The sequence below is a fragment of the Saccharothrix sp. AJ9571 genome (assembly GCF_021725495.1).
Taxonomy (GTDB): Bacteria; Actinomycetota; Actinomycetes; order Mycobacteriales; family Pseudonocardiaceae; genus Amycolatopsis; species Amycolatopsis magusensis.
The window spans coordinates 1,666,290-1,678,131 of the sequence record NZ_CP091382.1; the positions used below are offsets into that span (position 1 = coordinate 1,666,290).

Annotated in this window: 13 protein-coding genes; 5 read left to right on the forward strand and 8 right to left on the reverse strand. The window is 70.5% G+C overall.

Going from position 1 to position 11,842, the window contains the following annotated elements; genetic code table 11:
- Positions 1–69 precede the first annotated feature (69 nt).
- The gene (locus L3Q67_RS06845) at positions 70–465 is read left to right on the forward strand and encodes a DUF5319 domain-containing protein (RefSeq protein WP_162788698.1); all 396 of its coding nucleotides are present in this window, start codon (positions 70–72) and stop codon (positions 463–465) included.
- 75 nt (positions 466–540) lie between these two features.
- On the opposite strand, the gene L3Q67_RS06850 is transcribed toward L3Q67_RS06845, so the two are convergent.
- The 5 genes from L3Q67_RS06850 to L3Q67_RS06870 form a co-directional block, all read right to left on the reverse strand.
- Entirely contained in the window at positions 541–1,464 is a 924-nt protein-coding gene (locus L3Q67_RS06850; protein WP_499188734.1) for an anti-sigma-D factor RsdA, read from the reverse strand.
- Positions 1,465–2,037, reverse strand: coding sequence for a sigma-70 family RNA polymerase sigma factor (locus L3Q67_RS06855; protein WP_499188735.1), 573 nt, complete (start codon positions 2,035–2,037; stop codon positions 1,465–1,467). It lies immediately after the preceding gene.
- Positions 2,038–2,351: 314 nt separating this feature from the next.
- Complete coding sequence (locus tag L3Q67_RS06860) at positions 2,352–2,948, reverse strand: response regulator transcription factor (RefSeq protein WP_003073605.1); 597 nt, start codon at positions 2,946–2,948, stop codon at positions 2,352–2,354.
- 162 nt (positions 2,949–3,110) lie between these two features.
- Positions 3,111–3,983, reverse strand: a complete 873-nt coding sequence (locus tag L3Q67_RS06865; protein WP_499188736.1) for a hypothetical protein — start codon at positions 3,981–3,983, stop codon at positions 3,111–3,113.
- Positions 3,984–3,987: 4 nt separating this feature from the next.
- Positions 3,988–4,920, reverse strand: coding sequence for a MerR family transcriptional regulator (locus L3Q67_RS06870; RefSeq protein WP_499191453.1), 933 nt, complete (start codon positions 4,918–4,920; stop codon positions 3,988–3,990).
- Between the two features lie 305 nt (positions 4,921–5,225).
- Here L3Q67_RS06870 and L3Q67_RS06875 point away from each other — a divergent pair, with 305 nt between their 5' ends.
- A complete protein-coding gene (locus L3Q67_RS06875) occupies positions 5,226–5,528 on the forward strand; it encodes a WhiB family transcriptional regulator (protein ID WP_209664080.1) in 303 nt (100 codons plus the stop codon).
- Between the two features lie 49 nt (positions 5,529–5,577).
- Here L3Q67_RS06875 and L3Q67_RS06880 read toward each other — a convergent pair whose 3' ends face one another.
- Positions 5,578–6,189: a TetR/AcrR family transcriptional regulator gene (locus L3Q67_RS06880; RefSeq protein ID WP_499188737.1), complete on the reverse strand. Its 612-nt coding sequence runs from the start codon at positions 6,187–6,189 to the stop codon at positions 5,578–5,580.
- A 93-nt stretch (positions 6,190–6,282) separates the two neighbouring features.
- Here L3Q67_RS06880 and L3Q67_RS06885 point away from each other — a divergent pair, with 93 nt between their 5' ends.
- Positions 6,283–7,023 carry an SDR family NAD(P)-dependent oxidoreductase gene (locus L3Q67_RS06885; RefSeq protein WP_499188738.1) on the forward strand — a complete coding sequence of 247 codons (741 nt, stop codon included), beginning with the start codon at positions 6,283–6,285 and terminating at the stop codon, positions 7,021–7,023.
- A gap of 107 nt (positions 7,024–7,130) precedes the next feature.
- Here L3Q67_RS06885 and groL read toward each other — a convergent pair whose 3' ends face one another.
- Both groL and groES read right to left on the reverse strand, forming a co-directional pair.
- Entirely contained in the window at positions 7,131–8,747 is a 1,617-nt protein-coding gene (groL, locus tag L3Q67_RS06890; protein WP_499188739.1) for a molecular chaperone GroEL, read from the reverse strand.
- Positions 8,748–8,845: 98 nt separating this feature from the next.
- Positions 8,846–9,139 (reverse strand): co-chaperone GroES, encoded by a 294-nt coding sequence (gene groES / locus L3Q67_RS06895; protein ID WP_026360373.1) that lies wholly within the window; start codon positions 9,137–9,139, stop codon positions 8,846–8,848.
- A 248-nt stretch (positions 9,140–9,387) separates the two neighbouring features.
- On the opposite strand from groES, the gene L3Q67_RS06900 reads away from it, so the two are divergent.
- Together L3Q67_RS06900 and L3Q67_RS06905 are read left to right on the forward strand one after the other, a co-directional pair.
- Complete coding sequence (locus L3Q67_RS06900; protein ID WP_499188740.1) at positions 9,388–9,966, forward strand: hypothetical protein; 579 nt, start codon at positions 9,388–9,390, stop codon at positions 9,964–9,966.
- Between the two features lie 266 nt (positions 9,967–10,232).
- Entirely contained in the window at positions 10,233–11,798 is a 1,566-nt protein-coding gene (locus L3Q67_RS06905; protein WP_499188741.1) for an alkaline phosphatase D family protein, read from the forward strand.
- Positions 11,799–11,842: the final 44 nt, after the last annotated feature.

Genomic DNA, 11,842 nt, shown 5'->3' on the forward strand with positions numbered 1-11,842 from the left:
GTGGGCAGAAGCGACTCGGCGCGCTGGAAACGATGGTATCTGGACGCGACCCGGGGCCCGCCCGGTACCGTGCAGCGCGTGCCGCACGACGTGTTGCCCCCAGACCCGTTCGCCGACGACCCGGACGATCCCGCCAGGGAGGTCGCCGGGCTCGATGACGACGTGACCGAGCCGATCACCGCCGACGAGCGCACCGAACTGCTCGCCGACCTGTCCGATCTGGCCGTGTACCAAGCCCTGCTCGCCCCCCGGGGCGTGCGGGGCATCGTCGTGGACTGCGGCGAATGCGACCAGCCCCACTACCACGACTGGCAGTTGCTCCGGGCCAGCCTCGAACAGCTGCTCAACGACGGGCGCATGCGCCCGCACGAGCCCGCGTTCGACCCGAACCCGGCCGACTACGTCAGCTGGGACTACTGCCGCGGGTTCGCCGACGGGGTCACGACCACCGAAAGCGCCTACTGATCCAGCCTTGCGAAAGAGGCCCCCGGCTCGTGCCGGGGGCCTCTTTCGTGTTTCGGGGTCTTGCGGGTGTTCGGGTCAGGGCGTGCCCGCGGGGGCCTCGCCCTCGACGGAGTTGCCCTGCTTGCCACCGGTGCCGGTGTTCGGTTCCGAACCGCCGCCCGAGCTGATCTCCGTCGTGGAGGTCGGCGGGGTGGACGGCTCGGGCGGGTTGCTGGTCGGCGCGGTGTTGTCCGGCGGCAGCACCGTGGTCGGGATGTCCGTCGGCGGGAGCGGCTGGTTCTCCGGCGGCGGGGCCCCGGTCGGCGAAGTGCCCGTCTGCGACGTGCCCGGCGCGGTGGTGCCCGGGTTGTTCGGCGCGTCGGTCACCGGGTTGTCCAGGCGGGCGCTGAGCTGGCGGTGCTGGGCCATCAGCTGGTCGAGGTTGTCCTCGACGGACACCTGCCGCAGTGCGGCCTGCGCGTCGTCGAGTGCCTTGCGGGCGTCGTCCAGCCTGCCCTCGCTGATCGCGATGTCCGCCGCGTTCAGCTCGCTGCGCACCTCGGCGGCGGCCTCGATCGAGCGGGCGTGATCGGCGTAGAGCACCTTGGTCAGGCCCCACAGCGTGTCGCCGGGCTGGGCGTCGCGCGCGGCGAGCCCGGTGCCGGTGAAGGCGATGGTGAGCACGGCGGCGGCCGCGGCCACCGGGACCAGCAGGCGCCGCTTGCGCCCGCGGTTGCCGTGTTTGTGCGCCAGCGCGGCCGTCTTGACGGTGACCACCGCGGCGTCGGTGTCGATCAGCTCGGGAATGGGCTGGCTGTCGATGTCACGCCGCCAGGCGAGCAGCAGCGCGTTCAGTTCCTGGTCTCCGAGTGCGTCGGCGACCTGGGGATCGGATCCGCCCAGTGCGTCGAGCAACGCGTCGTCCGCCTGCACGGCGGACAGGTCGGGCAGGTCGGGCAGGGTTCCGGGCTCTTCGCCCATCGTGCCGTCGAGCTCGCGCCTACCTTCGCGTTCGGTCACTCAGACCACCTCCTCAGCGGCCAGTACCTTGCGGAGCCGCGCGAGCGCGCGGTGCTGGGCCACGCGGACCGCACCCGGCGTGGAGCCCACCGCGTCGGCGGTCTCCTCGGCCGAGAGCCCCACGACCACGCGCAGGACGACGATCTCACGTTGTTTGTCGGGCAGGACCTGCAGCAGCTGCGCCATGCGCTGGTTCAGCTCGCCCTGGAGGGCGCGCTGCTCGGGGCCGACGCCGACTTCGACCTCGTCGGGGACCTCGGCCACCGGCTCGGCGCGGTTGCGAGCCGCCGCGCGATGCGCGTCGGCCACCTTGTGCTGGGCGATCCCGTACACGAACGCCAGGAAGGGGCGCCCCTGATCACGGTACGAGGGCAATGCCGTGAGCACCGCGAGACACACCTCCTGCGCAACATCGTCCGCCGAAGCGAACGAACGTTCCTGTCTACCGACTCTGGCGCGGCAATACCGCACCACAAGGGGACGGATAGCGGCCAGCAGCCGCCCTACTGCCTGGGGGTCTCCCTCGACAGCGGCGGCGACTGGCTCGTCCAGTCCATCCCCCACATTGGCCATCGCAGACAACAGTCCCGGTGTTACGTCATAGGCGTGCAAAGAGCCCGGCGTGCGGCATTTCGACATCCCTCACGCCGGTGACACCCACCGTACCGTCCGGCATCGCTGGCGCTTGCTCACGGTCTTCTTCGGCGCGCCTCGCGGACGAGCCGGACCGCACCGCCGCCGGTCCTTCAATTTTCAACAACATAGACGAAGGAGGGGGCGGTGGTGTTACACGTGAGCACAAAATGTCCGGCGTCCTCCGCCGACGAGAAGGAGGAAGCCGGACAGCTGGCGACCGGTGGGGTGGGGAGAGCGGCGATCTGTGCGGGTCAGGACACCAGGCCGCGGCGGAAGCCGTGGGCGACGGCCTGCGCGCGGTCGCGCACGCCGAGCTTGCGGAACAGCCGGCGGGCGTGGGTTTTCACGGTGTCCTCGGACAGATAGAGCTCACGGCCGATCTGGCCGTTGCTCTTGCCCTGGCTCATCCCGCGCAGCACCTGCAACTCGCGCTCGGTCAGCTGGACACCGGGGTCCGATGGCTGCCGTGGCGCGGGCACCGAGGTGCTGGCGAGGGTGTGGGCCAGTGCGGCGACGAGTTCCGGCCGGGACGCGTCCCAGCGGAGGTAGCCGCGGGCACCACCGGCGATGGCGGCGGCGATGCTGCCGGCGTCGTCGGGGGCGCCGAACACGATGACGTTCGCCTGGGGGTTCGCGGAGACGAGCCGTCGGGTGGCCTCCACCCCGGTCGGCACCGCGCGCTGGGTACCGACGAGCACGACGTCCACCGGCTGCCGGGAGTACCTGGCCAGCAACTCGTCACCGTGCGCTACGCAGTCGATGCGACTGACCCCTGGAACAGCAGACATCACGCGAGTTAGCCCTTCGCGGACACTGCGTCGGTCGTCGCAGATCAAGACCGTCGTCACGGGGTTTCCTTCCTGCAGCCGGGTGACATTCCATATCCCCTATCGGACGCTTTAGGCCCCACCTTGACACGATCCGGTGGCTTTTTTTGAAAGTCGCTAGCCCGGATGTCGGTATGCCTGTGCGCCGTCGAGCCAGCGGAGCCGTTTCCGCCTACTCCGGGGCTACACCGGCACCCAGGGTGATTCCCGTGCAAGCCGTCTCCCCCCAGGGTCTGCGCGTAGTAACACTGCGTGCAACACTGTATCCGCTCTGGATCGATACAGCGCGCCATTCGCGGGAAGCAAATCCGCGGAAATGAGGGCGGCAGGCCAGATAAGTGAGCGAAGTTCGTATTTTTCTGCCCCCAACCGGGCGTTTCGGACCAGATCGAGTGCTTTCTCCCGGTCAGCGGAAGCCCCGGCGGCCGCGAGGGCCGCTCCGAGCACCAGATCCGACTTGATCCCGTGCCGGACCGCCCCGCGCTCCTTGGCCAGCGCGGCCGCCTCCCGAGCCGGCGCGACCGCCGCGGCGGCGCTCCCGGCGGCCAACTCGATCTCCGCGCCCACCCAGCCCGCACGAACCCGAGCACGCCACGCCCCCTCCCCCATGCCCGAAATGCCCGTTAATGCTTTAGCCCGCAGAAGCTTGGCGGCCCCGAGTCTGCCCAGGCCCAGGTTGTCGGCGGCCAGTCCGAGGAGGCCATCGGCCAGTGCGCCGGCGGCGTCCAGCCCGTCCGGATCACCGGCGGCGGACTTTCCGAGTTCGATAGTGGCATAGGCCACTGCCATACCGTCGAAGGCCAGCGCGGCCGCGTGCCCGCCCAGTTGCCGCCGGTGCGCGGCGAACGCCGCCGCCGCGTGCGCCGCGACAACCCGGTCGGCACCGCCCCTGAGCTGCTCGAACAACGTCGCGGCGGCGGCATACCGCCCCTCGGCCCCGGCCACGATCCCGGCCAGCAACCGCACCCGTCCGGACCCCCCGGCTGCTTTTGCCCGCAAAAGCCTGCCGGCCGCGGGGTCGTCGCCGAAAGCGGCCTGTCTCAGGAGTTCTTCCACCCGGTCAGTCTCGCGAACCGAGCAGGACGTACTCGACGCGGTCGACGGCGGTGGTCAGGTCGCCGAGCAGTTCGACCTTCGGCGGCAGGCCCGCCGCGTCCCACCCGGGCCCGCAGGCGAACAGGCGGCTCCGCTGGCGCCCGCGCGTGACCCGCGAGAACAGCCGGGGGTCGGCTGCCCCCGATCGCCGCGACCACAGCACCACGGCCGCGGGCGCCCCACGCCGGACGGCGACCGCGAGCACTTCCGCGGGCAAAGGCGTCGCGAACAGCTGGGTGCCGACGCCCCGGCAGGCCAGTTCGGCCGCGAGGGCGTAGAGCGCCAGCCCGTCCCGCTCCTCCGGCACGCACGAGAGCAGCACGGGCCGGTGGTTGCGCGGCTCGGCGAGCACCGGGGTGGCGCGGATCAGGGCGGCGAGCACGGCGTCGGCGAGCAGGTACTCGACCTCCGCGCCGGCCGAGGTGCCACTGCCCCGCCACCGCTCGCCGAGCGCGGCGAGCACCGGCTGGATGACGCCCGACCACGCCGAAAGCACGCCCGACTGGCCGATCACCTCGGCGAGCGTCCGCTGCACCGCGCGGGAGTCGAGCGCGAGCGCCGCCGTGCTCAGCCGCCTCGCCAGCCGCGACAGCCCCGGGTCGGGTTCCTCGGCTTCCGCGGACAGGATCGGCGCGTAGTGGTCCCGTGACGGCGGGGTCGGAGCTTGTGGCGGCGGTTCGGGCGACTTCGGCATGCGCTCGAGCGCATAACGCGCCGCCTCGGCGGTGGACGTGCCGCGCAGCAGCGCCTGCTGCATCAGTTCGAGGCGGCCGATGTCCGACGGCCCGTAGCGGCGGTGCCGCCCGCCGACGTGGTGGCTGGGGCCGAGGCCGTAGCGCCGGTCCCAGGTCCGGAGCGTGGCGGGGGCGACGCCGAGCCGCCGCGCGACCGACGCCACGGGCAAGCTGGGTTCTCCGGGATCGGGCTCACCCGCGGCGGGCTCTCCCGGTTGGCCCGCCGCGTGACCTGAGTCTCCCGCTGATCCCACTCCGCCCAATATCCCGGCCGGTCAGAGGGGTGGCAAGCCGGGACTTCGGGCCCGCTCACACCTCCGGGGGATGCCTAAAGGCTGAATCAGGCCGGATCTCTTGAACAAGTATTGGCGCGCTTCTAACGTTACGCCCGTTGCACCGAATGGAGTAGCGAGCGTTGTAGGAACTGCGGATTCCGGCGGCGAAAACCCGGACAGCGGAGGCGGTCACGATGGCAGACACGCGCAGGCTCCCCGGCCCCAACGCCGATGTGTGGGACTGGCAACTCGAGGGGTCGTGCCGGGGGATGGACAGCGGTTCCTTCTTCCACCCCGACGGGGAACGAGGCCCGGCCAGGGCGAGACGAGAAGCCAGGGCGAAAGCCATCTGCCAGGCCTGCCCGGTGCTGGAGATGTGCCGCAGGCACGCGCTGGCGGTGCACGAGCCCTACGGCATCTGGGGCGGGCTCTCGGAGTCCGAACGCGAGAACATCCTCAAGGCGGGCAAGCGTTCGCTGAGCTTGTCCGGGTCCTGAAGAGACGGTCCGACGAAGGCGCCTCCCCCCGCCAGGGGAGGCGCCTTCGTCATTCCCGGCCGCGCGCGAAGGTGTCCCAGGCGAGCATCGCCGAGTCCACCACGGATTTGAGGCTCTCCGCGGTCACCCCGTCGCGCGCCTGCACGGATAGTCCATAGAGGATCGTCTCGTAGAACAGCGCCATCGCGTCGGCGTCCGCTTCGACCGGAAGGTCGCCTTCGGACTGTCCACGGCGGATCCGGTCCAGGATGGACCCGTGGTTGCCGCGGCGCTGCTCGACCAGGAAGTCGTGCACGCCCTGGTTGGCCGCGGCGAAGTTGGTCCCCGCGTGCACCACCATGCAGCCGGACGGCAGATCGGGTGAGGTGAAGCCGCGCGCGTTGTCCCGCAGCATGCGCTCGATCGACGCGCGTGCCGTCGGCTCCTCGGCCAGCGCCTTGCCGGTCAGCCCGCCGTGGGTGCGGCCGTACAGCTCGACGGCCTCCCGGAACAGCGCCTCCTTGCAGCCGAAGGCCGCGTACAGGCTGGGCGGGTTGATGCCCATCGCGCCGGTCAGGTCGCCGATCGAGGCGCCCTCGTAGCCACGCCGCCAGAAGACGTACATGGCTTCGCGCAACGCGGTCTCCCGGTCGAACGCGCGCGGACGGCCCCGAGGTGACATGGCCCACCTTCTGTAACGACCAATACAAAATCCCTTGACGCCCCATCGTACGCACCGCTTTTATGTATCGACCGATACAGATTAGGAGTGGGCATGAGCACACTGGACGGCAAGTCGGCACTGGTCACCGGGGGCAGCCGGGGAATCGGGGCGGCGATCGCGACCCGGCTGGCCGCCGAGGGCGCGAACGTGGCGCTGACCTACACGAGCGCGCCGGACAAGGCCGCGGCGGTGGCCACGGCGATCGAGGGCCTGGGGCGCAAGAGCCTGGCCATCCAGGCCGACAGCGCCGACCCGGCCGCTGTCGGCACCGCGGTCGACCAGGCCGCCGAGGCGCTGGGCGGGCTGGACATCCTGGTGAACAACGCGGGCATCTTCCCCACCGGGACGATCGAGGAGATCACCGTGGAGGACATCGACCGCACCTTCGCCATCCACGTGCGGGCGGTGTTCGTCGCGGCACAGGCGGCCGTGCGGCACATGGGCGAGGGCGGGCGGATCCTGACCATCGGCAGCAACCTGGCGGAACGGGTGCCGTGGCCGGGGCTGAGCCTGTACTCGGCGAGCAAGTCCGCGCTGCTGGGGTTGAACCGGGGGCTCGCGCGGGACCTGGGGCCGCGGGGCATCGCCGCGGTGCTGGTGCAGCCGGGCTCGACGGACACCGACATGAACCCGGTGGACGGCGACCACTCCGACGCGCAGCGGGCGCTGTCGGCCTACGGCGAGTACATGAAGGCCGGGGACATCGCCGCCACCGTGGCCCACCTGGCCGGGGACGCGGGCCGCTTCCTCACCGGCTCCGCCGTCACCGTCGACTCCGGAACCAACGCCTGACCAGGGCGTCCATCTTTAGCCCGCTAAAGCATGACCGGGCAAAGCGGACAAAAAGAAGGGGCGGCATCCGCGTGGGATGCCGCCCCTTCCGGGTCGTGCGGGTGTGACTAGTGCGAGTGGCCGTGACCGTGGCCGCCGTCGCCCTCGTCGTTGGCGGGCTTCTCGACCACGGCGCTTTCCGTGGTGAGGACCAGCCGGGCGATGGAGGCGGCGTTGGCCACCGCGGACCGGGTGACCTTGACCGGGTCGACGATGCCGGCCGCGAGCAGGTCGGTCAGCTCACCGGTGGCCGCGTTGAAGCCCTGGCCCCAGCTCTGCTCCTTGACCTTGGACACGATGACCGCGCCCTCGTAGCCGGCGTTCGTGGCGATCCAGTGCAGCGGCGCCGTGAGCGCGTCGCGCACGATGCGGACGCCGGTCGCCTCGTCACCGGTCAGGCCGAGGTCGCCTTCCAGCTCCTTGACCGCGTGCACCAGCGCCGAGCCACCGCCGGGCAGGATGCCCTCCTCGACGGCCGCCTTCGTGGACGCGACCGCGTCCTCGATGCGGTGCTTGCGCTCGTTCAGCTCGGTCTCGGTGGCCGCGCCGACCTTGATCACCGCGACACCGCCGCCGAGCTTCGCGAGCCGCTCCTGCAGCTTCTCGCGGTCCCAGTCGGAGTCGGTGGTCTCGATCTCCTTGCGGATCTGCGCGGTCCGCGCCTCGAGGTCGGCCTTGGTGCCCGCGCCGTCGACGATGGTGGTGTAGTCCTTGGTGACCTCGACGCGGCGGGCCTTGCCCAGCGAGCTCAGGTCGGCCTCGGACAGCTTCAGGCCCACCTCGGCGGAGATGACCTCCGCACCGGTGACGGTGGCGAGGTCGTCCAGGAAGGCCTTGCGGCGGTCACCGAAGAACGGCGCCTTCACCGCGACCGCGGTGATGGTCTTGCGCAGCGAGTTGACCACCAGGGTGGACAGCGCCTCGCCGTCGACGTCCTCGGCGATGATCAGCAGCGGCTTCTTGGCCTCGACGACCTTCTCCAGCACCGGGAGCAGCTCCGCCAGCGCGGAGATCTTCTCGCGGTGGATGAGGATGTAGGCGTCCTCGAGGATCGCGCGCTGCTCCTCGGGGTTGGTGGCGAAGTGCGCCGACAGGAAACCCTTGTCGAACTGCACGCCTTCGGTGATCACCAGCTCGGTGGCCAGCGTCGAGGACTCCTCGATGGTGATCACGCCGTCCTCGCCGACCCGCTCCACGGCCTCGCCGAGCAGGGCGCCGATGTTGGCGTCGCGCGAGGTCACGGTGCCGACCTGGGCGATGTTGTCACGGCCCTTGACCGGGGTGGCCTTGGCCTTGAGGACCTCGACGACCTTGTCCGCGGCGGCCTCGATGCCGCGGCCGAGCGCGGTCGGGTTGGCGCCGGCGGCCACGTTGCGGAGGCCGACCTTCACCAGGGACTGCGCCAGCACGGTGGCCGTGGTGGTGCCGTCGCCTGCGACGTCGTTGGTCTTGGTGGCCACGTTCTTGGCCAGCTGGGCACCCAGGTTCTCGAACGGGTCGTCCAGCTCGATCTCGCGAGCGACGGTGACCCCGTCGAGGGTGATGGTGGGGCCGCCGAACTTCTTGTCCAGCACGACGTGCCGGCCGCGCGGGCCGAGGGTGACCTTGACCGCGTCGGCGAGCTTGTTCACTCCGCGCTCCAGCGCGCGACGAGCGTCCTCGTCGAAAGAGATCTGCTTGGGCATAGCGTTTTCCGCTTACCTTTCGAGTGGTTAGAACACAAAGACGCCCCGGCTCCCCGGTCTAACGGGGCCCCGGGGCGTCATGCGCTGCGCAGCGGTCGTCAGTTGATGACGGCCAGCACGTCGCGAGCGGAAAGGATCAGGTAGTCCTCACCGTTGTACTTGACCTCGGTGCCGCCGTACTTGGAGTAGATGACGACGTCGCCTTCCTTGACGTCCACCGGGACGCGGTTGCCCTTGTCGTCGATCCGGCCCGGGCCCACGGCCAGAACCTTGCCCTCCTGGGGCTTTTCCTTAGCGGTGTCGGGGATGACCAGACCGGAGGCCGTCGTCTCCTCGGCCTCGCTCGTCTGGACAACGATCTTGTCCTCGAGCGGTTTGATGTTCACGCTCACCGGGTTGACCTCCACGGGTCGAAAGAAAGCGTTGGCAGGTTTCAGGTTTACGACTCCTACCACCCCCGCCGTCGCGGGTGCCGGGGCGTGTGCGGTGCCGTGCAATTAGCACTCTAGCCACGTGAGTGCTAGTCGCGCAAGGAGGGTCCCCTTGACCGCACCCACCTCCCCGTGCAACGGCACCCACCGGCGGCTTTGTTCCGCGCGTCCTCGGCGGTGAGCGCGTGGTCCCGCCCTACCCTTGGCCAGTGCTCGAGTGCCAGGCCTTCGCCGACGAATCGTTCCGCGAAGTGGACGGCGCGGGCTTCTACGTGATCGCCGCCGCGATGATGCCCGCCGCCCGGCATGCCGAGATCCGCACCCTGCTGCTCGGCCTACGCGGCAACCGGCGGACAGGCAAACTGCACTGGAACGAGATGGACTCCGCCCAACGCCTCGATGCGGCCAAGCGCGTCGCCGACATCGACGAACTCCACGTGGTCACCGTGGGCACCCCGGTGCCACCTCGACGCCAGGAACGCGCCAGGGCGCGGTGCCTGCACCGGTTGGTGATGGAACTGCACAGCGCAGGCGTCACCCGACTCATCGCCGAGGCTCGCACCCGGGAACTGGATCTCCGCGACATCCGCACCGTGCAGGGCGCGCGATGGGACCTGCCCGCGGAAGCCGCCTTCCGGATCGAACACCGGCGCGGTGGTGATGAGCCGCTGCTTTGGTCTGCCGACATAGTCGCGGGCGCGGTGCGTTCCCGGCTCGACGGCAACCACGCCCAGTGGGCGCCGCTGGAATCGTGCGTCTACGAGATCGACGTGCCGACCGGCTGCTGACATGCGCGAAGCCAGGGTCCTGGTCTGCCCCAGGTGCACCTGGCTTCACGACTCGCGTGCCGCCCACGGCGTCACGCTCCTGACCACAGCCTAGGTCGTGTCACGGGCTGTCGCAATCCGTCCAGAGCTGTCGAAGTCTCCGCTCAACGGACGCGAAAGGAATTCACCGGGTGGTCACTCCGGATGGTTGTCCCGTTCCGCACCGGCGAAGTGCGATCGAGGGCGACAGCCGGTCCCCACCACCTTGTTGAGGAGTCATCGTGTCGATGAGCACCCCCTCCCGGCGTTCCGTCCTGCTCGGCGGCGCCGGCGCGCTCGGCCTGGCCGCGCTCGGCGCCTCCGGGCTCGCCCGCGCCGTCGCCTCCCCCGGCGCGGGCCTCGCCGCCGCGCCCGGCGCGGTGTACAACCTCGGCGTCGCGTCCGGCGACCCCTACGCGGACAGTGTCGTGCTCTGGACCCGCCTCGCCCGCAACCCCGTCGCCGAGGACGGTCTCGGCGGCATGCCCGCGCGCGGCCAGGTCGTCGAGTGGCAGATCGCCAAGGACGAGAAGTTCACCGACCTAGTCCGCCACGGCCGCACCTGGGCCAGCCCGGAATCCGCGCACAGCGTGCACGTCGAGGCCGACGGCCTGGCCCCCGGCACCGAGTACTTCTACCGCTTCCGCACCGGCTCCGAAATCTCCCCGGTCGGCCGCACCCGCACCGCACCCGCACCGGGCCAGATGAGCGATCTGACCATGTGCTTCGCCTCCTGCTCGCACTACGGCCAGGGCTACTTCACCGCGTACCGCCACCTCGCCCAGGACGAGCCCGGCCTCATCCTGCACCTCGGCGACTACCAGTACGAGTACGCCGCGGGCGCCAACGAGGTCCGCAAGGTGCTCGGCCCGGAGACGATCCAGCTGGCCGACTACCGCCTGCGCCACGCCCAGTACAAAACCGACCCCGACCTGCAGCTCGCCCACGCGACCGCGCCCTGGCTGGTGGTCTGGGACGACCACGAGACCGAGAACAACTGGGCCGACGAGGTCCCCGAGGACTCCTCCCAGACCCCCGGCGCCGCGTTCCTGGCCCGCCGCAAGGCCGCCTTCCAGGCCTACTACGAGAACATGCCGCTGCGCCGCACCGCCCGCCCCCACGGCATCGACATGCGCCTCTACCGCCGTCTGGCCTGGGGCGACCTGGCCACCTTCCACATGCTCGACACCCGCCAGTACCGCGACAACCAGGCCTGCGGCGACGGGGTGAAGGCCAACTGCGCCGAGCGCCTGACCCCGACCCGGTCGATCACCGGCGACGAGCAGGAGAAGTGGATCGTCGACGGGTTCAACGCCTCCCGCGCCCGCTGGGACGTGCTCGGCCAGCAGGTGTTCTTCGCCCAGATCGACCTCACCCCCGGCGCGGCCGAGGGCTACAACATGGACGCCTGGGACGGCTACAAGGTCAACCGCGACCGCATCGCCACCGCGATGGGGCACTCGGCCGTGCGCAACGGCGTCGTGCTCACCGGGGACGTGCACCGCCACTGGGCCGCGGAGATCAAACAGACCTACGGGCAGCCGGACTCGAAGGGCGTGGGTGTCGAACTGGTCACCACCTCGGTCACCAGCGGCCGCGACGGCGACGACAACCCGAACCAGGCCGTGCTCGACGAGAACCCGCACGTGAAGTTCCACCGCAACCGCCGCGGCTACATCCGCACCAGGTTCACCGCGGACGAACTGCGCGCCGACTACCGCGTGCTGCCGTACGTGACCAAGCCGGACGCGCCGGTCAGCACCGCGGCCTCCTTCGTGGTCGAGGACCGCGTTCCGGCGCTCAATCCGGCCTGAGCCCGAACAGCCCCTTCCTGGCGAGGTCCGGGCGGTGTTAGGTA